Origin of the sequence: Limnobaculum zhutongyuii (genome assembly GCF_004295645.1) — a bacterium.
GTDB lineage: Bacteria > Pseudomonadota > Gammaproteobacteria > Enterobacterales > Enterobacteriaceae > Limnobaculum > Limnobaculum zhutongyuii.
Genome location: NZ_CP034752.1, coordinates 2436669 through 2461112 on the forward strand (window position 1 = coordinate 2436669; position 24444 = coordinate 2461112).

At 45.7% G+C, this 24444-nt stretch carries 23 protein-coding genes and 1 pseudogene; 23 read left to right on the forward strand and 1 reads right to left on the reverse strand.

The annotated features are described in order from the left end of the window. Positions 1-83 precede the first annotated feature (83 nt). On the reverse strand, positions 84-1274 hold the full coding sequence (gene ubiF / locus EKN56_RS10870; protein WP_130591799.1) for a 3-demethoxyubiquinol 3-hydroxylase: 1191 nt from the start codon (positions 1272-1274) through the stop codon (positions 84-86). Between the two features lie 158 nt (positions 1275-1432). Between ubiF and miaB the strand changes: the two genes are divergently transcribed. From miaB to EKN56_RS10985, 23 genes and pseudogenes are all read left to right on the forward strand, one after another. Beyond that, a complete protein-coding gene (gene miaB, locus EKN56_RS10875; RefSeq protein ID WP_130591800.1) occupies positions 1433-2860 on the forward strand; it encodes a tRNA (N6-isopentenyl adenosine(37)-C2)-methylthiotransferase MiaB in 1428 nt (475 codons plus the stop codon). A gap of 115 nt (positions 2861-2975) precedes the next feature. After that, complete coding sequence (locus EKN56_RS10880; RefSeq protein ID WP_130591801.1) at positions 2976-3167, forward strand: hypothetical protein; 192 nt, start codon at positions 2976-2978, stop codon at positions 3165-3167. 166 nt (positions 3168-3333) lie between these two features. Further along, complete coding sequence (locus EKN56_RS10885; protein ID WP_130591802.1) at positions 3334-4389, forward strand: PhoH family protein; 1056 nt, start codon at positions 3334-3336, stop codon at positions 4387-4389. Between the two features lie 12 nt (positions 4390-4401). Further along, positions 4402-4875, forward strand: a complete 474-nt coding sequence (gene ybeY / locus EKN56_RS10890; protein ID WP_130591803.1) for an rRNA maturation RNase YbeY — start codon at positions 4402-4404, stop codon at positions 4873-4875. A gap of 18 nt (positions 4876-4893) precedes the next feature. Next, positions 4894-5772 (forward strand): CNNM family magnesium/cobalt transport protein CorC, encoded by an 879-nt coding sequence (gene corC, locus EKN56_RS10895; protein WP_130591804.1) that lies wholly within the window; start codon positions 4894-4896, stop codon positions 5770-5772. 7 nt (positions 5773-5779) lie between these two features. After that, positions 5780-7309, forward strand: coding sequence for an apolipoprotein N-acyltransferase (gene lnt, locus EKN56_RS10900; RefSeq protein ID WP_130591805.1), 1530 nt, complete (start codon positions 5780-5782; stop codon positions 7307-7309). 599 nt (positions 7310-7908) lie between these two features. After that, complete coding sequence (locus EKN56_RS10905) at positions 7909-8805, forward strand: glutamate/aspartate ABC transporter substrate-binding protein (protein ID WP_130591806.1); 897 nt, start codon at positions 7909-7911, stop codon at positions 8803-8805. Between the two features lie 97 nt (positions 8806-8902). After that, positions 8903-9640 carry an amino acid ABC transporter permease gene (locus tag EKN56_RS10910; protein ID WP_130591807.1) on the forward strand — a complete coding sequence of 246 codons (738 nt, stop codon included), beginning with the start codon at positions 8903-8905 and terminating at the stop codon, positions 9638-9640. 2 nt (positions 9641-9642) lie between these two features. After that, on the forward strand, positions 9643-10326 hold the full coding sequence (gene gltK / locus EKN56_RS10915) for a glutamate/aspartate ABC transporter permease GltK (RefSeq protein ID WP_130593673.1): 684 nt from the start codon (positions 9643-9645) through the stop codon (positions 10324-10326). Beyond that, complete coding sequence (locus EKN56_RS10920) at positions 10326-11051, forward strand: amino acid ABC transporter ATP-binding protein (RefSeq protein ID WP_108899792.1); 726 nt, start codon at positions 10326-10328, stop codon at positions 11049-11051. The genes gltK and EKN56_RS10920 overlap by 1 nt, the downstream gene beginning before the upstream one ends. A 172-nt stretch (positions 11052-11223) precedes the next feature. Continuing rightward, positions 11224-11871 (forward strand): hypothetical protein, encoded by a 648-nt coding sequence (locus EKN56_RS10925; protein WP_130591808.1) that lies wholly within the window; start codon positions 11224-11226, stop codon positions 11869-11871. Positions 11872-12043: 172 nt separating this feature from the next. Beyond that, complete coding sequence (leuS, locus tag EKN56_RS10930; protein ID WP_130591809.1) at positions 12044-14626, forward strand: leucine--tRNA ligase; 2583 nt, start codon at positions 12044-12046, stop codon at positions 14624-14626. A 14-nt stretch (positions 14627-14640) separates the two neighbouring features. After that, positions 14641-15219, forward strand: coding sequence for an LPS assembly lipoprotein LptE (gene lptE, locus EKN56_RS10935; RefSeq protein ID WP_130591810.1), 579 nt, complete (start codon positions 14641-14643; stop codon positions 15217-15219). After that, positions 15216-16247 (forward strand): DNA polymerase III subunit delta, encoded by a 1032-nt coding sequence (gene holA, locus EKN56_RS10940; protein WP_130591811.1) that lies wholly within the window; start codon positions 15216-15218, stop codon positions 16245-16247. The genes lptE and holA overlap by 4 nt, the downstream gene beginning before the upstream one ends. Beyond that, a complete protein-coding gene (gene nadD / locus EKN56_RS10945; protein WP_130591812.1) occupies positions 16240-16902 on the forward strand; it encodes a nicotinate-nucleotide adenylyltransferase in 663 nt (220 codons plus the stop codon). The genes holA and nadD overlap by 8 nt, the downstream gene beginning before the upstream one ends. 157 nt (positions 16903-17059) lie before the next feature. Further along, positions 17060-17377: a ribosome silencing factor gene (gene rsfS, locus EKN56_RS10950; RefSeq protein ID WP_130591813.1), complete on the forward strand. Its 318-nt coding sequence runs from the start codon at positions 17060-17062 to the stop codon at positions 17375-17377. A 3-nt stretch (positions 17378-17380) separates the two neighbouring features. After that, positions 17381-17851, forward strand: coding sequence for a 23S rRNA (pseudouridine(1915)-N(3))-methyltransferase RlmH (rlmH, locus tag EKN56_RS10955; protein WP_130591814.1), 471 nt, complete (start codon positions 17381-17383; stop codon positions 17849-17851). Between the two features lie 24 nt (positions 17852-17875). Next, positions 17876-19777, forward strand: a complete 1902-nt coding sequence (gene mrdA, locus EKN56_RS10960; protein WP_130591815.1) for a peptidoglycan DD-transpeptidase MrdA — start codon at positions 17876-17878, stop codon at positions 19775-19777. Between the two features lie 20 nt (positions 19778-19797). After that, positions 19798-20906, forward strand: a pseudogene (gene mrdB, locus EKN56_RS10965) (peptidoglycan glycosyltransferase MrdB). 10 nt (positions 20907-20916) lie between these two features. Beyond that, positions 20917-21984, forward strand: a complete 1068-nt coding sequence (gene rlpA / locus EKN56_RS10970; protein ID WP_130591816.1) for an endolytic peptidoglycan transglycosylase RlpA — start codon at positions 20917-20919, stop codon at positions 21982-21984. A 150-nt stretch (positions 21985-22134) separates the two neighbouring features. Further along, the gene (dacA, locus tag EKN56_RS10975) at positions 22135-23361 is read left to right on the forward strand and encodes a D-alanyl-D-alanine carboxypeptidase DacA (protein WP_130591817.1); all 1227 of its coding nucleotides are present in this window, start codon (positions 22135-22137) and stop codon (positions 23359-23361) included. Between the two features lie 124 nt (positions 23362-23485). Then, positions 23486-23749 carry a DUF493 family protein YbeD gene (gene ybeD, locus EKN56_RS10980; protein WP_130591818.1) on the forward strand — a complete coding sequence of 88 codons (264 nt, stop codon included), beginning with the start codon at positions 23486-23488 and terminating at the stop codon, positions 23747-23749. Positions 23750-24001: 252 nt separating this feature from the next. Then, the gene (locus EKN56_RS10985; protein ID WP_246019807.1) at positions 24002-24424 is read left to right on the forward strand and encodes a VOC family protein; all 423 of its coding nucleotides are present in this window, start codon (positions 24002-24004) and stop codon (positions 24422-24424) included. The last annotated feature ends 20 nt before the right edge of the window (positions 24425-24444 follow it).

The window sequence follows — 24444 nt, forward strand, 5'->3', positions numbered from 1 at the left end:
ATTGAGTATGGTTTTCCAGACATAAAAAAACTCGCATCAGCGAGTTTTTTTATGTCTGTCGTTCGGCATTGTTAAGCGGCTAATTATAACCCCAGCGCATATTTCAATGCCCATTGCTTAAGCTTACCTGCACGTTCCGCCGCCATTAACGCCAGATTGCGCACCAAACGCAACGGTGGTAGTTGGTTGCTAAACGCTTTGTAGAACAAATCCATACCAGATTGCATCAGTAAGTTATCCGGGTAGCGTCTGCGCTGATAACGACTTAAAACCTTATCAGAACCATACTCCTCTCCTTTCTTACGAGCCTCCAGCAGCACCTGCAATAAGCAATCCACGTCACGATAACCTAAATTAACTCCCTGGCCAGCCAGAGGATTAATGGTATGGGCCGAATCCCCCACCAACACCATGCCAGAATGATAATAACGTTGGGCATGACGACGAATTAATGGAAACGATCCTGCGGCTTTCACTTTTACCTTTCCCAAACGTTCCGGGAACTCACGCAATACTTCTTTTTCCAGTTCAGGCAGAGAGAGTGATTGTAACTGACGAATACGAGACGGTGAGTCATACCACACCAGAGAAGCATATTGTCCAAACAGCGGCAGAAATGCACGAGGTCCTGAAGGATAAAACTGCTGCCAGGTTGCATCTTGCTGAAGTTGTTGCGTCTCAACGGTTATCAACATACAGGACTGACGATATTGCCAACCGGTTAATCCAATACCGGCAAACTTTCTTACCGCAGAATCTGCACCGTCCGCACCAATGACTAATGGCGCACTCAGGCATTCGCCATTGTCCAATGTCACCAGCTTTAATGTAGCATCAACCTCTGATGGAATAACGGAAACTAAGCGTGCTGGGCAATGCAGAGCTAATGATGGCCAGTGCTCAAACTGTTGCCATAACCCCAGTTGAATGAGACGATTCTCTACCATGTAACCTAATTCGGGTAATGACAGTGAAGCAGCATCAAAAACCACTTTAGATTCATTCCATTCCCAGGTTTCCAGCTTGCGGTAAGGTGTAATTCGCATTGATGCAATACTATCCCATGCACCCAATCGTTTTAGCAGATTAACCGAAGTACAACCAATGGCTGAAACTCGCACGTCAGGTTCGCTATCGGCGGAAAAAACTGCCGGGCTATCATGCTCAATTACCGCTACCGACCAGCCCTCTTGAGCTAACCCAAGGGCAACCGCTGCGCCGACCATTCCACCGCCGACAACAATGGCATCATACTGTTTTATTGTTTTTTTCATGTTGTTATCACACCGCGCTAATCCTTACTACCACAGAGTGTACCGGATTTTTACAATTCCTTCAGCGTCGAAGCGATGCTTAAGCTGGTCACGGGAACAACAAACCATTACAATACGCGCCCTGCATAGGGTTTTAACCTGTACTGAGTAGCGAATCTATGACCAAGAAACTGTATATAAAAACCTGGGGCTGTCAGATGAACGAGTACGATTCATCTAAAATGGCCGATTTACTGGGAAGTACCCATGGCTATCAGCTGACCGAAGATGCTGAAGAAGCGGATGTTCTATTGCTGAATACCTGCTCAATTCGTGAAAAAGCGCAGGAAAAGGTATTCCATCAGCTTGGTCGCTGGAAATCATTTAAAGACACCAGACCCGATATTATTATTGGTGTGGGTGGATGTGTGGCGTCTCAGGAAGGCGATCACATTCGTCAACGCGCGCCGTTTGTCGATGTCATCTTTGGGCCACAAACCCTGCATCGCCTGCCGGAGATGATCAATAAAGCCAGCGGCACACGTAGCCCGGTGGTTGATATCAGCTTCCCGGAAATCGAGAAATTCGACCGCTTACCGGAACCTAAAGCCGAAGGCCCTACCGCCTTTGTTTCCATTATGGAAGGCTGCAATAAATATTGTACTTACTGCGTGGTACCTTATACCCGTGGTGAAGAAGTGAGCCGCCCAAGCGATGATGTGCTATTCGAAATAGCCCAGCTTGCAGCTCAGGGCGTACGGGAAGTAAATCTGCTGGGCCAAAACGTTAACGCCTACCGTGGACCCGCTTTTGACGGTGGTATCTGTACTTTTGCAGACTTGCTACGTTTAGTGGCCAGTATTGATGGTATTGACCGTATTCGCTTCACCACCAGCCATCCAATTGAGTTTACTGACGATATCATTGAAGTCTATAAAGATACCCCTGAGCTGGTGAGTTTCCTGCATTTACCGGTACAAAGCGGTTCTGATCGCGTTTTAAATATGATGGGCAGAACCCATACTGCACTGGAATATAAAGCCATTATTCGCAAATTACGTGCAGCACGTCCGGACCTGCAAATCAGTTCTGACTTCATTGTTGGTTTCCCGGGTGAAACTCTGCAAGACTTCGAACAAACCATGAAGCTGATTGCCGATGTTGATTTCGATATGAGCTATAGCTTTATCTTCTCTGCCCGACCGGGAACACCAGCGGCCGATATGGTCGATGATGTATCCGAAGATGAGAAAAAGCAGCGCCTGTATATTCTGCAGGAAAGAATCAATCAGCAGGCGATGCAATATAGCCGTCGTATGCAAGGCAGCATCCAGCGTATTTTAGTGGAAGGTACATCACGTAAAAGCGTTATGGAGCTGTCCGGTCGTACCGAGAATAACCGTGTGGTTAACTTTGAAGGCACTCCGGATATGATTGGTAAATTCGTTGACGTAGAAATTGTCGATGTTTATACCAACTCCCTGCGTGGCAAGCTGGTAAGAACCGAAGACCAGATGAACCTGCGGGTTCAGGCTTCACCGGAAGAGGTGATCGCGCGTACCCGTAAGGAAGATGATTTAGGCGTAGGCGTTTACCAGCCTCAATAAGGCCGTTTTCATATTAAAACATCATGATAAGCAGACTCTGTTTATCATGATGTTATAAAACACAGATTACTGCTTCATTGAGATTAATATTCATCAGACACAGGGAAAGTAAAACATGGGCATGATCATTCTACCAACCATTGGCTTGCTGTGTATTTTGCTGCTGATTCTGGGCGTTCTGCTGTTCTATATCAATAAACGTTCATCCCCTGTGCTTATCATTCTGTTTATTCTGGCTGCGGCGGCCGCCTGTTCGGTTGGCTGGTTCCTTTATCAATGTATTGCGGCTACCGGCGGCGCTCACTGAGTTATTCCCCTCCCCCTAAACGTGATTTCATCGAATTTATCTCAATAGTTGCGAATTTGAGATCCCACATGAATAATGATGTAAGTTATCTATAATTAAAGATAAATAGCGCTGTACAAAAAACATTCTTATTCATTAATCACATCGCGAGATTAAGAGGTACTACTTGAAAATTGATACTTTGGAAGTTTCACTGGAACCCGCAGACAACGAGCGCCTGAAAAGCCTATGTGGTCCATTTGATGACAATATCAAACAGTTGGAACGACGCCTTGGTATTGAAATCAATCGTCGCGATAATCGATTCACTCTGGTTGGAAAAGCCTCCTGTGTTGAGGTGGCTAAAGATATTCTTCTCACGCTTTATGTTGATACCGCTCCGATACGCGGGATCATTCCTGATATTGAACCCGACCAAATACATTTAGCAATTAAAGAATCTGGCGTTTTAGAGCAAATTGCCGATTCGGTACCAGAGTACGGCAAAGCAGTCATCATCAAAACTAAACGAGGGATGATTAAACCGCGCACGCCAAATCAGGCTCAATACATTGCCAATATTCTCGATCATGATATTACTTTTGGTGTCGGCCCTGCGGGTACCGGTAAAACCTATCTGGCGGTTGCGGCGGCAGTGGATGCACTGGAACGTCAGGAAATTCGCAGAATACTGCTCACCCGCCCTGCCGTTGAAGCCGGTGAAAAACTGGGTTTTCTGCCCGGTGATTTAAGCCAGAAAGTCGACCCTTACCTGCGCCCGTTATATGACGCGCTGTTTGAAATGTTGGGCTTTGAACGGGTAGAGAAGCTGATGGAGCGCAACGTTATCGAAGTGGCTCCTCTGGCCTATATGCGTGGCCGTACCTTGAACGATGCATTTATTATTCTGGATGAGAGCCAGAACACCTCCATTGAACAGATGAAGATGTTCCTGACCCGTATCGGATTCAACTCTAAAGCGGTGATCACCGGTGACGTAACGCAAATTGACCTGCCACGTAATCAAAAGTCCGGCTTACGTCATGCAATTGAGGTATTATCCAACGTTGATGAAATCAGCTTTAATTTCTTTCATAGCGAAGACGTGGTCAGACACCCGGTGGTTGCCCGTATCGTTATCGCCTATGAAGAATGGGAAGCTGAAGACCAAAAACGTAAAGATGCACTGGCAGAGCAACGCAAACGCGAATATCAGCAAACCTCTGAGTCCGGCGCGCAATAATTGAAGGCTGATATGGACCACGTGATTTTAGATTTACAGGTAGCCTGTGAGAATACTCAGGGATTACCTGATGAGCAGGAGATTCAACGCTGGTTGGATGCGGCGGTACTTCCTTTCCAACGGGAAGCGGAAGTCACCGTCCGTCTGGTGGATACAGAAGAGAGCCACCAGCTTAATCATACCTATAGGGGAATGGATAAACCGACGAATGTGTTATCATTTCCCTTTGAGGCTCCCCCCGGCATGGAAATGCCGCTGTTGGGGGATTTGGTCATCTGCCGTCAGATTGTAGAAAAAGAAGCGGATGAACAAAATAAGATTTTACTCGCACATTGGGCTCATATGGTTGTCCATGGTAGCCTCCATCTGTTAGGGTATGATCACATCATTGATGATGATGCGGAAGAAATGGAGTCTTTAGAGACTGAGATTATGCAAGAGTTAGGTTATCCTGACCCCTATGCCTCAGAAAAAGACGCAGTCTAACTAACTAATAAAGAATGCATGAGCGACGATCATTCACAAAGTAACGATAGCCCTGGACCCAAAAAGGGCTTCTTTTCACTGATTCTTGGCCAGTTTTTTCATGGCGAGCCTAAAAACCGCGGCGACTTAGTCGAACTTATCCGCGATTCAGAACAAAACGATCTTATCGATCCCGATACCCGCGATATGCTGGAAGGTGTCATGGATATCGCAGAGCAACGCGTCCGCGATATTATGATCCCTCGTTCCCAGATGATTACCTTAAAACGTAATCAGCCGCTGGAAGAGTGTCTGGATGTGATTATCGAATCAGCCCACTCCCGCTTCCCGGTGATCAGCGAAGACAAAGACCATATTGAAGGCATTTTAATGGCGAAAGATTTATTGCCATTTATGAGTAAAGACTCTCAGCCTTTCACTATCGATCAGGTTCTTCGTCCGGCAGTTGTGGTGCCTGAAAGTAAGCGTGTTGACCGCATGCTAAAAGAGTTCCGTTCACAACGCTACCATATGGCCATTGTGATTGATGAATTCGGCGGCGTTTCTGGTCTGGTTACTATCGAAGATATTCTTGAATTGATTGTTGGTGAAATCGAGGATGAATATGACGATGTGGAAGACCGGGATGTGCGCCAACTAAGCCGTCACACCTTCACCGTTAGAGCCTTAACACCGATAGAAGAATTTAATGAAGTCTTCTCTACCAACTTCAGTGATGAAGAGGTTGATACTATCGGTGGTCTGGTTATGCAGGCTTTTGGTCATCTGCCATCACGGGGAGAGATCATCTCTATTGAGGGTTACCAGTTTAAGGTCGCTATGGCGGATAGCCGGCGCATTATTCAGGTACACGTCACGATTCCTAATGAATCGCCACAACCACAGTTAGAAGATTAATTATCACATGGCTGTAGCCCATATTTTTGATCGCCAGCGGATTCGATTGCCACTGGCGTTAATTTTAGGTGCCTGTGGCACCCTGTCACTCTCCCCTTTTGACCTGTGGCCAATGGCGCTGGTTTCGCTCTGTGGCTTACTAGCCCTAACGCTGAACCGTACGCCTAAGCAAGCCATGTCGGTTGGTTTTTGGTGGGGGCTCGGTCTGTTTCTGTCCGGTATTCACTGGGTTTACGTCAGCATTGACCAGTTTGGTGGTCTGCCGATGCCAATCAGTATCGGGCTGGTATTACTGCTGGCTGCCTATCTGTCCCTTTATCCGATGCTGTTTGGTTGGTTGCTGGCCCGCTTTTGGCCACAGACCACCATCTGGCGTCTGGCACTGGCGGCTCCCGCGCTCTGGCAGGTTACTGAGTTCTTACGTGGTTGGGTTTTCACCGGTTTTCCATGGGTACAGTTCGGCTATAGTCAGGTCGATGGGCCGCTGAAAGGAATTGCTCCGCTGCTGGGTGTTGATGCTATCAATATGCTGATGATCGCCATTAGCGGTCTGGTGGTATTTGCTATTTGTCAGCGTCGTATTCTGCCCGGCATTATTGCTGTGCTCTGCATGCTGCTACCCTGGCCCCTCAAGCAGGTTCAGTGGTTTACCGAACAGCCAGAGCGTGCCGTTGATGTGGCTTTAGTCCAGGGAAATATCGCCCAGTCATTAAAATGGAGTCCTGACCATCTGCTACCGACTCTGGAAGCTTATGTTAATGAATCCAGACCTTATATCGGCAAATCCCGAATTATTATTTGGCCAGAAGCGGCTATTCCTGATATCGAAACCAGACAGGCTTCGTTCTTATCCATGCTGGATAGGAACTTCCGGGAAAATAACTCAGCGCTGATTACCGGGATTATTGATTATCGAACCACGCCCCAACGTTCAGATTACTACAATACCCTGATCGTATTAGGCAACCAGCAACCTTATCAGTATGGCGGCGCTAACCGATATAATAAGCACCATCTGGTTATCTTCGGTGAATATGTTCCTTTTGAGTCGATTCTTCGCCCGCTGGCGGCTTTCTTTGATCTGCCAATGTCATCAATCAGCGAAGGTAATTATCTGCAAGCTCCGATTGATGTTGCCGGATATAAAATCACCAGCGTTATTTGTTATGAAGTGATCATTGGTCAGCAAGTGAGAGATAACTTCACGCCGGATACTGACTTTCTGTTGACTATTTCTAACGATGCCTGGTTTGGTGACTCTATTGGCCCGCTACAGCATTTCCAAATGGCACGCATGAGAGCATTAGAGCTGGGTCGTCCAATGCTGCGCGGCACCAACAATGGCGTGACGGCGGCAATTAATGCTAACGGTGATGTAATAGACCGAATTCCACAGTTTAAACGTCAGGTACTGGAAGTAAAAGTAGCGCCAACGACAGGTATGACGCCTTATGCCCGTTGGGGTTCGTTACCGGTATGGCTAATCACTTTATTGTTGGCCGGTAGTTCCTGGCTGCTGTCTCGCCGTTCAAAATAGAATGCCTCGGTGGGCTACAGGTTTATCATTTCTGTAGCCCGCTATTCTGCAACATCACTCAATAATCATTTAGCCCGTACGGTAAATACCTCACTATCCTCATTCTTATTGTCAGGAAATGAGATACCAAACTAATTGAAAAAACCTCTCTGTGCTCAAGCTGATATATGATATCTCAGTACATCATATATCAGCTCAGATATTGACCAGTTTTACTTTGATATATGTCCTGTTCCCCCCTTCTTTTCTAATGATTCTTACCCGTTGCGGCTTTATTAAACAAAAATTTAACATATCTCAGACTTGGCACGCACCTTGCTACATATCTATTGAAGCCGGATAAAAGGTGAAAATAATCCTGAAATTTCTGGTTGTTAAGGACGGAGTGCACCAATAGGGTGCAAATTTGCACTAAAAGCAAGCATATCTGTGAATTCGCTCACTAATGGTGCAAATTACTGGTAAACAAGGTGTTAATTGTTTTACACAAACACAGCATTAAACTACATTTTAATTACATCATTGGCGGTCTTCAGACTGACTGATGGGCAACAAAAAACGGTTACAACATCATACTGATAACAACGAAGGAGTAAGTCATGCAATTACGCAAGTTAGCACTACCGCTAGTTTTAATGGGTCTGACAAGTACGGCGCTCCACGCAGAGGATTTGGACGGTACACTGAAGAAGATTAAAGACACGGGCGTCATCACCGTTGGCCACCGGGAATCTTCTGTTCCTTTCTCTTACTATGATAATCAGCAGAATGTTGTCGGTTATTCACAAGACTACTCTAATCTGATTGTTGACGCGGTTAAAAAGAAACTGGACTTACCAAACCTTCAGGTCAAATTAATTCCTATTACCTCGCAAAACCGTATTCCATTGTTACAGAACGGCACTTTTGATTTTGAATGCGGTTCAACCACCAACAACGCAGAACGTCAAAAGCAAGTTGATTTCTCTAACACCCTGTTTGTGGTTGGTACTCGTCTTCTGACCAAAAAAGATTCTGGCATTAAAGAGTTTGCCGATCTGAAAGATAAAAACGTCGCGGTCACGTCAGGCACTACCTCAGAAACTATTCTGAACAAGCTGAACGACTCCGACAAATTGAACATGAAAATCATCAGTGCGAAAGACCACGGTGATGCATTCCGTACCGTGGAAAGTGGCCGTGCTGTCGCCTTTATGATGGACGATGCACTGCTGGCGGGCGAAAGAGCAAAATCGAAAAAACCCGATCAGTGGGAAATTGTTGCCAAACCACAATCATTTGAAGCCTACGGCTGTATGTTACGTAAAGGCGACGCGCAGTTTAAAAAGCTGATGGATGAAACCATTGCTCAAGCGCAAACCTCTGGCGCAGCAGAAAAATCTTATGACAAATGGTTCAAACAGCCTATTCCACCGAAGAATCTGAACATGAACTTCGAACTGTCAGAAGATATGAAAAAACTGTTTAAAGCACCGAACGATAAAGCCCTGAACTAACAGAGTTACATCGCAGTTATCGGCTCTAGGTTGGCTCCCTTTACGCTCAATTTGGCGTAAAGGGATGCCGATAAAAAGAAATAATAAGGGCTAAGTTATGTTTGGAAACTGGAATTGGGGAATATTCTTAGAACAAGCCCCGTTTGGAAATACTACCTATCTGGATTGGCTATGGGCCGGTTTTCAGGTCACGGTAGCACTATCCATATGCTCATGGATTCTGGCGTTTATTCTGGGATCGCTGTTTGGTATTTTACGTACTGTTCCTAACCGTGTACTTTCCGGAATAGGAACCCTGTATGTTGCGCTATTTCGCAACGTGCCATTAATTGTACAATTTTTTATCTGGTATCTGTTGGTGCCTGAATTATTACCGGCATCTATTGGTGATTGGTTTAAAGGGGACTTGGATCCCAATATCCAATTCTTTGTGGTCTCTGTCTGCTGTCTGGGTTTCTTTACCGGTGCTCGCGTGTGTGAACAGGTCAGAACCGCGATTCAGTCACTTCCTCGTGGACAAAGAGGTGCTGCGCTGGCATTAGGGCTAACCCTGCCTCAGGCGTATCGTCATGTGCTGTTACCTAACGCTTACCGCATTATTATTCCACCGTTGACCTCTGAAATGCTTAACATGGTGAAAAACTCCGCCGTGGCATCAACCATTGGTCTGATTGAACTTTCCGCACAGGCCAATAAGCTGCTGGAGTATTCCGGCTACGCCTATGAATCCTTCCTTGCCGTCACCATCGCTTACGTGTTGATTAACATCGTCGTTATGCGACTGATGAAATTGGTTGAGAAGAAAACCCGTCTGCCTGGCACCTTTGGAGGATAATGATGCTTGAATTTGACTGGAGTACCATTATTCCAAGCATGCCTTATCTTTTAGAGGGCATGTGGGTAACGCTGAAAATTGCTATCAGCGCGATTGTTTTTGGTATCGCATGGGGAACTGCATTAGCAATTTTCCGTCTGGCACCACCACCTTTCCGCTGGATCAGCTGGATTGCTGCGGCCTACGTTAATACTTTCCGTTCCGTACCGCTGGTTATGGTACTGATGTGGTTTTACCTGATTGTGCCTCAGATACTACAAAAGTTTTTGGGTCTGTCACCACAAACGGATATTCGCTTTATTTCTGCCGTTATCGCCTTCTCGCTGTTTGAAGCCGCTTACTACTCAGAAATTATTCGTGCCGGTTTACAAAGCGTTGCCCGTGGGCAAAACTCCGCTGCACTGGCATTAGGCATGACACCATGGCAATCCATGCGTTTGATTATTCTGCCTCAGGCGTTTAAAGCCATGACACCATTATTGCTGACTCAGGGCATCATCCTGTTTCAGGATACCGCACTGGTGTACGTTATCGGGCTGGCGGACTTCTTCCGTAGCGCGACTAACGTTGGTAAGACTTCCGGTACCGAAATTGAGATGGTTTTATTTGCCGGATTCGTCTACTTTATTGTCTGTTTATCCGCCTCCTTACTTGTAACTTATTTGAAAAAAAGGACGACAGTTTGATGATTTCCTTAAAACATGTTTCTAAATGGTATGACCGTTTTCAGGTGTTGTCAGATTGCACAACCGAAGTGAACAAAGGTGAAGTGGTCGTAGTTTGTGGCCCTTCCGGTTCCGGTAAATCTACTCTGATTAAAACGGTTAACGGCCTTGAGCCAATTCAACAGGGAACCATTCTGGTTGATGGTATTGCGGTTAACGATCCTAAAACTAATCTGGCACAGTTGCGTGCCCGGGTTGGTATGGTATTCCAGCACTTTGAACTGTTTCCCCACCTGTCAATCATTGAAAACCTGACGCTGGCACAAATTAAAGTACTAAATCGCAGTAAAGATGAGGCGCAAAAGAAAGGATTGGCGCTGTTGGATCGCGTTGGATTAACCAGCCATGCTAACAAGTTCCCAAGCCAACTTTCTGGCGGACAGCAGCAACGCGTAGCCATTGCCCGTGCTTTATGCATGGACCCTATTGCTATGCTGTTTGATGAACCAACTTCTGCACTCGATCCGGAAATGATTAACGAAGTTCTGGATGTTATGGTTGAACTGGCTTACGAAGGAATGACCATGATGGTGGTTACTCATGAAATGGGCTTCGCCAAAAAAGTAGCGCATCGGATTCTGTTTATGGATGAAGGTAAAATCATCGAAGACACCAAAAAGGATGACTTCTTTAATAATCCCCAATCCGATCGTGCCAAAGATTTTCTGGCGAAAATTCTGCACTAATATTAATATTGTCGTTCACTGTACAAAGGCTCTGCAATTTGCAGAGCCTTTGTACAATTAATCTACAAAACTCAGGCAACAGCACATTAAGTCCTGTATAAACACACTATTTTGATACACTTCCCACCTTCTTTTATTGTGCCAAAGAGTCTATTAATGATTGTCATTGTCTATGCAAACTGAACTCTCAATCTTGTATCGTGCCATACAGCAATTTTTGCTTTATTCGCTGGCTGCCGCGATAGCGACAGGAATGATGTTTCTTGACGTTACGCTGGTCGGTAATCAATTGGATGAGCTCTCATTTGTTGAGATTTCTCAGGAAACCATGCTTCTGATTTGCATTCTGTTGTTTTTGCGACTGGCATGGAAAAGAGTCGATATCAGAAATTCAAGTGTGCTGATTGCTGGCTTTTTTAGCTGTATGTTTATCCGCGAGTTCGATAGCGTTTTGGACATGATCCATCACGGCTTCTGGCTTTACCCTGCCTTACTGGTCACTGCCATTTGTCTGTTTTATGTCTCTTTCAATATTAAAATCACGTTGGTACAACTGGCCAATTTTACCCGCTCACCCAACTACGGTTTTATGATCTCTGGTCTGGTATGTATTCTGATTTTTTCCCGGCTGTTTGGCATGAAATTCTTATGGTACAACCTGCATCCGGAAGAGTCGCGCTTCTTAATGTATAACGTCAAAGCAGCCGTTGAAGAAGGTGCTGAGCTATTTGGTTACTCTCTCTGTCTGATTTCCAGCCTGTTTTACTATCGTGAACAACGTACACCACCAATAAATTCATCTTCAGAACCTCATAACTGAAGGCTATCCCCTGTTTTGCGATAAATATTTAACATAAAAATCATTTACCATGCTTTTGAGTATTGTTGAGGCTGGCGCTTATCGGCTATCCTATGGGGATCTATTTCCCAATTGCAAATAAATGCTACTGCTAGTCATTTAGCAAATTAAAACAGAAGGACGATGCGTCGCCATGCAAGAGCAATACCGCCCGGAAGATATTGAATCTCACGTACAAAACCATTGGCAAGAAAACAAAACCTTTCAGGTCACTGAAGATCCAACGAAAGAAAAATATTACTGCCTCTCCATGTTGCCTTACCCTTCGGGGCGACTACATATGGGCCACGTGCGTAATTACACTATCGGCGACGTAATTTCTCGTTACCAGCGTATGCAGGGCAAAAACGTACTGCAACCAATTGGCTGGGACGCGTTTGGTCTTCCTGCTGAAGGTGCAGCGGTTAAAAACAACACCGCTCCGGCACCCTGGACCTACGAAAATATTGCCTACATGAAGAACCAGTTAAAGCTGTTAGGTTTTGGCTATGACTGGAGTCGTGAATTGGCCACCTGCGATCCTGATTACTATCGCTGGGAACAATGGTTCTTCACCAAACTGTATGAAAAAGGCTTGGTTTACAAAAAAACCTCTGCGGTAAACTGGTGTCCAAACGACCAGACCGTACTGGCAAATGAACAGGTTATTGATGGCTGCTGCTGGCGTTGTGATACGCCGATTGAGCGTAAAGAGATCCCTCAGTGGTTTATTAAAATCACGGCCTATGCCGATCAGCTGTTAGACGATCTGGATACCCTTGAAAGTTGGCCTGAGCAGGTTAAAACCATGCAACGCAACTGGATTGGCCGTTCCGAAGGGGTGGAAATCAAGTTTGCTGTCGATGGTTCGGATGACAGCCTGTCTGTCTATACCACTCGCCCGGATACCTTTATGGGCGTGACCTATGTGGCTATTGCTGCAGGTCACCCACTGGCTGCACGCGCAGCACAAAGCAACCCATCTCTGAACGCATTTATTGATGAATGCCGCAATACCAAAGTGGCTGAAGCTGAAATGGCAACCATGGAGAAAAAAGGGGTCGCTACCGGTTTTTATGTTATTCATCCTTTAACCGGTGAAAAACTGGCTGTCTGGATCGCTAACTTTGTACTGATGGATTACGGTACCGGTGCCGTTATGGCGGTTCCGGGCCATGACGAACGTGACTGGGAATTTGCTACCAAATACAACCTGCCGATCAAGCCAGTAATTCTAACCGCTGAAGGCACAGAACCAGACTTAAGCCAACAGGCAAGCACTGAAAAAGGCGTACTGTTTAACTCCGGTGAATTTGACGGACTGGACTTTGATGCCGGTTTCAATGCTATTGCCGATAAACTGGTATCCATGAACGTCGGTGAGCGTAAAATCAATTATCGCTTACGCGACTGGGGCGTTTCCCGTCAGCGTTATTGGGGGGCACCAATTCCAATGATGACGCTGGAAGATGGTACGGTTGTACCTACGCCAGACGATCAACTGCCGGTTATTCTGCCGGAAGATGTCACCATGAATGGTATCACCAGCCCGATTAAAGCCGATCCTGAATGGGCAAAAGCAACCTATAACGGTCAACCAGCATTGCGTGAAACTGACACCTTTGACACCTTTATGGAATCATCCTGGTATTACGCGCGCTATACCTGCCCACAATATGATAAAGGTATGCTGGATCCGGCTGCAGCAAACTATTGGCTGCCAGTTGACCAATATGTTGGTGGTATTGAACACGCCATCATGCACCTGATGTATTTCCGTTTCTTCCACAAACTGCTGCGTGATGCCGGTCTGGTTACCTCTGATGAGCCGGCTAAACGACTGCTGTGTCAGGGAATGGTATTGGCTGATGCTTTCTACTACACCTCCGGTACCGGTGAGCGTATCTGGATTGCTCCAAGTGAAGTCACCGTAGAACGTGATGATAAACAGCGTATTATTAAAGCCTTTGATAAAGAGGGTCGTGAACTGGTCTACAGTGGCATGGCTAAAATGTCGAAGTCTAAGAATAACGGAATCGATCCGCAGGATATCGTTGAAAAATACGGTGCTGACACCGTACGTCTGTTCATGATGTTTGCTTCACCTGCAGAAATGACACTGGAATGGCAAGAGTCTGGGGTTGAAGGTGCTAACCGCTTCCTGAAACGTTTATGGCGTCTGGCGTATGATCATCTGTCAAAAGGTGCTGTGTCCGAACTGAATGTTACCGCTCTAAACGATGAGCAAAAAGCACTGCGTCGTGACCTGCATAAAACTATCGCTAAAGTGAATGATGACATTGGCCGCCGTCAGATTTTTAACACTGCGATTGCTGCCGTGATGGAGTTAATGAATAAGTTAACCCGCGCGCCGCAAGAGAGCGAACAAGATCGTGCGCTAATGCAGGAAGCACTACTGGCGGTTGTTCGCTTGCTTTACCCATTCACTCCACACATCTGTTTCACTCTATGGCAATCGTTGGGTGGTCAGGGTGATATTGATTCATCTCCATGGCCAGTTGCGGACGAAGCCGCTATGGTTGAAGACGAGAAGTTGGTAGTGGTTCAGGTTAATGGTAAAGTCCGGAGCAAAATCACCGTAGCCGCCGATATTACTGAAGAACAGGTTAAGGCGATTGCGATGGCCGATCCTCAAATTGCTAAATATCTGGATGGCGTCACTATTCGTAAAGTGATTTATGTTCCAGGAAAACTTTTAAATCTGGTTGTAGGTTAAGCCAAGGAGTATATGTGCGACATCCTATTGTAACAATCATCGTTGCTATGGCAGTGCTGGTCACTGCTGGATGCGGCTTTAACTTACGCGGTACTACCAGTGTTCCTGGCGAGTTAAATACGCTGATTCTGGATACATCCGACCCTTATGGCCCAATGACCAGGGCTGTACGTAGTCAGTTACGCCAGAGTGGTGTGACCATTGTTGATAGTTCAACGACTGACAAAGAAACGTTAAAAACTACACCATCATTACGGCTGGGTGGAGTAGCTTCAAGTCAGGATACTGTTTCTATTTTCCAAAATGGTACCACCGCTGAGTATCAAATGGTTATGGCTGCAAATGCTCAAGTAATGATCCCAGGAAAAGGCATTTATCCGATTGGAGCAAAAGTATTCCGTTCTTTCTTCGATAACCCATTAACTGCACTGGCAAAAGATGCGGAACAGGAGATGCTTTATCAGGAAATGAGAGAACAGCTGGCACAACAGTTGGTACGTAAACTGATTACGGTTCAAACTACCGAACAGCCTGAAGAGGAATCAGACAGCCAGCCTGTCGTACCGGCTCACGGTGCTGTTACGGTTCAATGATTCGACTCTATCCTGAGCAACTTAACGCGCAGCTTCATGAGGAGCTGCGCAGTTGCTATCAACTGTACGGCAACGAGCCCTTATTGCTGGAAGAGAGCCAGGATGCCATCCGCCGGGCGGCATTAGCGCAAGGCTTCAGTGAAAGCTTTAGCTACGACCTTGGCCCCCAGACCGATTGGGAATCTATCTTCACCGAATGTCAGTCTCTTAGTCTTTTCACCAGCCGAAAAATATTTATCCTTCAGTTTCCAGAAAACGGCGCTAATGCCGCTATTGGTGAGCAGCTAAAACAATTAGCAACGTTATTAAATCCTGATATTTTACTTATTTTACGCGGGCCTAAGCTTACCAAAGCTCAGGAAAACAGCGCCTGGTTTAAAACATTGGGAGAACATAGCGTTTATGTCAGTTGTTTAACGCCAGAGCAGGCTCATTTACCTCGCTGGGTTGCTCAACGAGCAAAAACGTTTAAGCTAACAATCGATGAAGCCGCCATACAACTCTTGTGTTACTGCTATGAAGGTAACCTGCTGGCACTTTCTCAGGCACTTGAACGCCTTTCTCTGCTTTACCCCGATGGAAAGCTCACTTTGCCAAGGGTTGAGCAGGCGGTTAACGATGCTGCTCACTTTACCCCCTACCATTGGATTGATGCAATTCTGGCCGGAAAAGCCAAAAGAGCGTTTCATATTCTCCACCAGTTACGTCTGGAAGAGACTGAGTCTTTGATTTTGATTCGTACCTTGCAACGAGAATTGCTGCATCTTCTGAATTTACAAAGAAAAATGCGACAAACCCCGCTCAGAACACTATTCGATCAACAAAAGATATGGCAAAATCGGCGCCCTTTGTTAACGCAAGCGTTACAACGGTTAACGGCGGTTCAACTGAATCAGGCCGTTGCCCTGCTCACCCAGCTTGAGTTAATCGTAAAACAGGACTTTGGTCAGTCTATCTGGGATGGTCTGGAAAGTCTTATGATGCTGCTATGTGGCAAACCTTTATCTGAGGCGCGTTTAGATGTCTGACAGGATAGAAAGCGGTGAGGCTATTCACGCCTTATTTGGTGGTACCTTTGATCCCATCCATTACGGGCATTTAAAACCGGTTGAAGCTTTAGCTAAAGAAGTCGGTCTTAATCGTATTACGTTATTACCTAACCATGTACCGCCTCATCGACCACAGCCAGAAGCGAATACTCAACAACGACTGGAAATGGTTAAACTGGCAGTAGCAGGTAACCCACTGTTTTCCGTTGATGAGCGAGAGTTACATCGACTCGCCCCATCTTATACCATTGATACTCTGGAAGAAATTCGCCTGGAGCAAAGGGAAAAGATTCCGTTAGCCTTTATTATTGGCCAGGACTCTCTGCTGACATTGCACTACTGGCACCGCTGGCAATCACTACTGGATTATTGTCATCTCTTAGTGTGTGCCCGTCCAGGCTATACCGATAAGTTGGACACGCCAGAACTGGAGAGTTGGTTGGAACAGCATCGCACCACCAATATTGATGATTTGAAACAACAAGCCAACGGTTTGATCTATCTTGCCCATACACCGCTATTGGATATTTCAGCCACCGATATTCGCCGACGCAAGCATAATGGCATCAGTCTCGATGATCTATTACCACCAACGGTACAACAGTATATAGAACAACAGGGCTTATACCGCTAAGGCTGGAATCATGCTATTATCCGCCATCGGTTAAAAACACAAAAATTCGTTAAATTCACTTTATTATATTGCGGTGATTAACACTGATGTTGTCATGTCCGTAAGATAGTAAAATGTTCCGTATAATATGAAGAGATTTTTATCAGGAGGGGAACCTTTGCAAGGTAATGAGCTCCAATCATTTGTTATTGATAAAATAGAAGATCTGAAGGGTCTGGATATTGTCAGAATTGACGTCAGTAAAACATCCAGTATTACTGATTGTATGATTATCTGTACTGGTACTTCCAGCAAACACGTTCAGTCTATTGCCGATCATGTTGTTCAATCTGCTCGTCAGGCGGGTATGCTACCTCTTGGTATTGAAGGTCAAAATGCCGGTGACTGGGTTGTAGTCGATTTGGACGATGTCATAGTTCATGTATTGCAGGCTGATAGTCGCCAGCTGTATGAACTAGAAAAACTCTGGAGTTAACGGGTGAAACTGCAGCTTATCGCAGTAGGGACAAAAATGCCCGACTGGGTGCAGACTGGATTTAATGACTATATTCGTCGTTTCCCCAAAGATATGCCCTTTGAATTAATAGAAATCCCCGCTGGAAAGCGCGGTAAAAATGCGGATATTAAACGCATTCTGGAAAAAGAAGGTGAACTCATGTTGGCTGCTGTGGGTAAAGGTAACCGGATTGTCACGTTAGACATTCCCGGCAGGCCTTGGGAGACACCACAACTGGCACAACAGTTGGAGTTATGGAAGCAGGATGGACGCGATGTGAGTTTACTGATTGGTGGGCCGGAAGGTTTAGCCCCCGCTTGTAAAAGTGCTGCCGAGCAAAGTTGGTCTTTATCACCATTAACCTTACCTCATCCATTAGTGAGGGTTTTAGTGGCTGAGAGTCTCTATCGTGCATGGAGCATCACAACAAATCATCCTTATCACCGTGAATAGCAAATTGAATGAAATAGTTTTTGGATGAAAAAAGAACCTAACGCCTTCCGTGACCACACGGCAGAATCTGCTTTATTTATACGCCGGGCACTGGTTGCTCTTGTTGGCGTCCTTATTCTTATTGCTGTTCTTATTGCTAACCTCTATAACATCCAAATTAAACGTTTTGAAGACTATCAGACCCGTTCTAACGATAACCGTATCAAGCTGGTCCCTATTGCCCCTACTCGCGGATTAATCTATGACCGTAATGGTGTGGTGCTGGCAGAAAACCGAACGATCTATCAGCTTGAACTGGTACCAGAAAAAATCAGCAACTTGAAAGGCGCAATGGAAGAGTTGCGTTCAATTGTTGATTTAGATGATGATGATATTGCCAACTTCGAAAAAGAACGTAAGAACTCACGTCGTTTCACACCAATTGCATTAAAAACTAAGCTTACAGAGTTACAAATTGCTCACTTTGCCGTTAATCAATATCGTTTCCCAGGCATTGAGATAAAAGGATATCAGCGCCGCTACTATCCTTATGGTTCTGCCCTAACCCATGTTGTTGGCTACGTTTCAAAGATAAATACACAAGATTTAGAACGTCTGGCTGCCAGCAACCAGCTGCAAGATTACTCCGCTACACACGATATTGGTAAACAGGGTATTGAGAAGTATTACGAAGAAGTACTGCATGGTAAACCCGGTTATGAAGAGGTCGAAGTTAACAGCCGTGGACGGGTGATTCGCCAGCTAAATGAACAGCCTCCTCAGGCGGGTAAAGATATCTATCTGACTGTCGATTTAAGTCTGCAAAAATATATTGAAGAATTACTGGGTACTCGCCGTGCGGCCGTGGTAGTAAGCGACCCACGCGATGGTGGAATATTAGCGATGGTTTCCAGTCCAAGCTATGACCCGAATATGTTTGTTGATGGTATTGCCTACAGTGATTATCAAAAACTGTTAAACGATCCGGACAGACCCCTTATCAACCGTACCACTCAGGGTACCTACCCTCCTGCGTCAACGGTAAAACCCTATATTGCCGTTGCTGCACTATCTGAAGGGGTTATCACCAAGAAAACCTCAATTTACGATCCCGGCTGGTGGCAACTCCCTAACACCGACAAACGCTATCGCGACTGGAAACGTTCTGGCCATGGTCATCTGGATGTTACCCGTGCCCTGGAAGAATCGGCAGATACCTATTTCTATCAGGTCGCCTATGATATGGGAATCGATCGTTTATCAGGCTGGATGAGAAAATTTGGCTATGGTGAATATAGCGGCATTGATATTGCTGAAGAGTATCCTGGCGTGATGCCTACTCGCGAGTGGAAAATGAAGCGCCACAAAAAACAATGGTATCAGGGAGATACTATACCGGTTGGTATCGGTCAAGGTTACTGGACCGCCACTCCACTTCAAATGTCCAAATCACTGGTGACGCTGATTAATGATGGTTTAGTTAAAACACCTCATTTGCTTAGTGGTACAAAGATTAATGGTAAATTGGTGCCTTATCAGCAGAAAGAAAACATTCATATTGGCGACATAAAATCTGGTTTCTGGGAAATTGCTAAAGACGGTATGTATGGTGTGGTGTCTCGCCCTAACGGTACGGCTCGTCGTGTATTTGCTGGTACGCCTTATAAAGCTGCGGGTAAATCAGGAACCGCGCAGGTTTTCGGTCTGAAGAAAAATGAAGTCTATAATGCTAAAAAGATTTCAGAGCACCTGCGTGACCACGCACTGTTTGTTGGCTTTGCCCCTTATGACAGCCCGAGAGTCGCGGTTTCCATGATTCTTGAGAACGGCGGCGGTGGCGGCGGTAATGCTGGTCCAATTGTACGCCGCATTCTTGACCATATATTGCTGAACGATCAGAACACAGCAATGCCTGAACTTAATGCATCACACAGTGATGGTGACTGACAGTGGCTGATGAATAACCCATGAGCGATAACAAAAAACCAACCATATGGACCAAAATCCATATTGACCCCATTATGACCTTCTTTCTGATGGTTCTGCTCGCCTATAGTTTTTTTGTACTGTGGAGCGCCAGTGGGCAAGACCCGGAGATGATGGAGCGTAAAATCAGCCAGACTATCCTTGGATTTGGCGTGATGTTGGTCATGGCTCAAATTCCTCCCCGAGTGTATGAAAACTGGGCTCCGTATCTGTATATCTTTTGTGTTATCTTATTGATTCTGGTGGATGTATTTGGCCAGATCAGCAAAGGGGCACAGCGCTGGCTAGATTTAGGTGTAGTACGATTTCAACCATCGGAAATTGCTAAAATAGCGGTTCCACTGATGGTTGCCCGTTATATAAACCGTGACTCTTGCCCCCCTCGTTGAAAAATACCGGTATTGCTCTGGTAATCATTTTCTTCCCTACTCTGCTGGTTGCTGCTCAGCCTGACTTAGGAACATCAATACTGGTTGCCGCATCCGGGTTATTTATTTTGTTTCTGGCAGGTATGAGTTGGCGACTGATCTTTGTTGCAGCCCTTGGCGTAGCCGCTTTTATTCCGGTTCTTTGGTTCTTCCTGATGCATGATTACCAGCGAGGGCGAGTAATGATGTTACTCGATCCGGAAAGCGACCCTCTGGGAGCCGGATATCATATTATTCAGTCGAAAATTGCCATTGGTTCCGGTGGCTTGTGGGGCAAAGGCTGGTTACATGGAACACAATCACAATTAGAATTTTTACCTGAACGCCACACCGACTTTATTTTTGCCGTTCTGGCCGAAGAGCTGGGGTTGATTGGCGTACTGGTACTATTAGCACTCTATTTATGCGTCATTATCCGTGGTTTCATGCTGGCAGCCCATGCCCAGACCAGTTTTGGCCGAGTGCTGATTGGCGGAATAGTGATGATTCTCTGTGTGTATGTTTTTGTCAATATCGGTATGGTTAGTGGAATTTTGCCAGTAGTTGGCGTACCGTTACCGTTCATCAGTTATGGCGGTTCAGCATTAATTGTGCTGATGGCCGGGATGGGTATTGTTATGTCAATACATACCCACAGAAAACTACTTTCGAAAAACGTTTAAGGACGAGTTGATGCGTAAACAGTGGCTATGGATTTGTGCAATGGGTTTCATGCTGGCGGCTTGTGAGTCAACGCCTCCCCCACCTAAAACACCAACATTGCCACCTTTACCTCATTCCGGACCGGCAACTGAAATTAGCGGTGTAGAACCCCGTTATGAACCTTATAATATTGGCACGATGAAAGATTATAAGGTGAGAGGAAAAAGCTACCGTATTATCACTCAGCCTGAAAACTTTAGCGAAGAGGGTCTGGCAAGCTGGTATGGTCAGGAGCTACATGGAAATAAAACGGCAACCGGCGAAATCTTTGATGCCTACGAGTTAAGTGCAGCTCATCCTACTCTGCCTCTTCCCAGTTATGTACGTGTGACTAATTTAAGTAATGGTCGTCAATTAGTAGTACGCGTGAACGATCGTGGTCCCTTTACCAAAGGCCGGGTCATCGATTTATCCAAAGCTGCTGCCGATCGCCTGAATATTACCGGCCAGACTAAAGTGAGACTGGATGCGATCGTTGTGTCACCAAACGGTCAACTATCAGGCCCGGGAACTATCGGTTCAACCGTTGCAAAGCGCTCTTATGAGCTCCAGAGTCGTCCATTAATTGGCAATCAGGTGATATCTACTCCCCAACAAAGCCTGAGCGCTCAGCAAGAAGTGCGCGTAAATATTCCTGCACAACCGGACAATCGGATAGCAATACCTACCCCCGCAGATAATAACCATAATGTATTGCTCAGTGCACCAAGCCAGGCTGAAAGGGTAAATATTCCCGCGACGCCAAATTCAACCGTCAGTGTGCCAGCCTCTCCCGACAGGGATAATGCGCAATCGGTCAACGCAACATCTACCGGTTTTCTGGTTCAGGTTAGTGCAGTGAATGACCGCCAGAGAGCCATTGAAGTACAAAAAAGATTAAGCAGTCAACTGAACGTACCTGGAATGGTGTCTGATGGCGGAGCGTACTATCGTATCCAGTTAGGCCCTTTCAGTACCAGAGAACAAGCTCAAGAATTGCAACAACGTTTAGCAAGCCAGGGACAGCCTAATAGTATTATTTTGGTGGCAGCGCGCTAATAAGCGAGTCGTCACCTCTTCGTCTCACAGACATGGAAAAATTCAGCGGCACCGGATACCCATAAAACAACACGCGTTGGGTGCCCCTTGGTTGGCCACCTGTTATACTGTGGCCGTTATTAACTTTCTACGGATATTGTTGTCCCGCTTATGAAACAGACGCTATCTACAAAACCATTTCGCCATACTCTGCTCAAAAGTCTGACTTTGGGCGCATTCATCGCTCTGGGTACGACTTCCGTCGTTAAAGCTGATGATGTAAATCTTACTACTATCATTCCAGCCGTTCCGCAAATTGATGCTGAAGCCTATATCCTGATGGACTATAACTCAGGTAAGGTACTGGCAGAAATGAATGCGGATACCCGCAGGGACCCAGCCAGCCTGACTAAAATGATGACCAGTTATGTTATCGGTCAAAGCATTAAAGCGGGAAAAATCAGCCTGAATGATAATGTCACCATCAGTAAGGAAGCCTGGGCTACTGGAAACCCAGTATTTAAAGGTTCTTCTCTGATGTTTTTACAACCTGGTACTCAGGTTAAAGTTTCTGAACTTAATCGCGGCATTATTATTCAATCAGGAAATGATGCTTGTGTAGCCATGGCTGAACATGTCGCCGGCAGTCAGGATGCTTTCGTTAATATCATGAACAACTACGTAAAGGCGCTGGGATTACAAAATACCCACTTTGGTACCGTACATGGTTTAGATGCTGCCGGTCAGTTTAGCTCAGCCAGAGACATGGCCATCATCGGTCAGGCGCTGATTCGTGATGTACCGGAAGAGTATGCGGTATATAAAGAGAAAGAGTACTACTTCAACAATATCAAACAGCCAAACCGTAATGGTTTACTGTGGGATACCAGCCTGAATGTTGACGGTATAAAAACCGGCCATACTTCAGCGGCAGGTTATAATCTGGTGGCTTCTGCCACCGAAGGCAATATGCGTTTAATCTCGGTGGTTATGGGTGGACGTACCTTTAAAGGCCGTGAAGCTGAAAGTAAAAAACTGCTGACCTGGGGTTTCCGTTTCTTTGAAACCGTTACTCCTCTACAGGTAGGTAAAGAGTTTGCTTCAGAACCTGTCTGGTTCGGTGATACCGATCGCGTTCAATTAGGCGTCGATAAAAATGCCTCATTAACCATCCCTCGCGGACGTCTTAACGATCTGAAGGCCAGTTATACGCTGACTAACAGTGAAATTAATGCCCCTCTGGCGAAAGGACAGGCGGTTGGTACCATTAATTTCCAACTGGATGGCAAGACCATCGAACAACGTCCATTGGTGGTATTAAACGAAGTACAGGAAGGCGGTTTCTTTGGTCGCATGGTTGATCATATCAAATTGCTGTTCCATCGCTGGTTTGGCTAGTCCCCTTGAAAAACAAATTTCAGGCCCCATTTAATAAATAAGCCTGATGATCGATAGCTCCCCTCACTGTGGGAGCTATAATTTTTATAGGCCATACTCTTTTTTAATTTTTGTTGGAGCAACCATGAAAACGAAACTGAATGAACTGCTCGAGTTCCCATGTTCTTTTACTTATAAAGTGATGGGCCAGGCACAACCTGAGCTGGTCGACCAGGTAGTGGAAGTGGTACAACGCCATGCGCCTGGCGATTATAACCCTCAGGTTAAACCCAGTAGCAAAGGAAACTACCACTCCGTCTCTATCACTATTAACGCAACGCATATTGAGCAAGTAGAAACGCTATATGAAGAGCTGGGTGATATCGAAATTGTGCGTATGGTGCTGTAATTAGCCAACAAAAATACGTAATAAATAAAACGGACAGATTTCTTCTGTCCGTTTTTTATTGGTCTAAATAATCCATTGTGTAACCCTTCGTGACGATTTCCCTCCGCCTTCAGATTAAGTGTTTTATTACTCTGTTAAATATCTTGTTATGGCTACTTCAGCTGCCAGTGGCAGAACTGGGTCGTCGACACTATTCTTGAAATAAGGAAAACCATCGACCGTTTTACTTCCGATTATTAAGAGAGAGGCTATATGATGGAAGTCCAACCTTATCTGTTTTTTGCCGGTAACTGTGAAGAGGCATTGCAGTTTTACCAGCGTAGCATTGGTGCCAGAATCACCATGATCATGCGTTACAGCGAATCGCCCGACGCGCTACTTACCCCGGTTCCCGATGAATGGAAAGATAAGATTATGCATGCCAACGTCAGCGTAGGCCATTCTCAATTTATGGCTTCGGATGGTCAGTGTGACCGCATACATCCTGAATTCAACGGTTTTAGCCTCTCTCTGAAAGCGGACAGTAAGATCGATGCTGAACGCTTGTTTAAGTCACTCGCTTCCGGGGGAAAGGTTAACTTGCCTTTTCAACGCACTTTCTGGTCCAGTGGTTTTGGCATGCTCACCGACCGGTATGGCGTTGGCTGGATGATAATGAGCGAAATCGGCACCTGATTGGTGTCGTATTAACATCA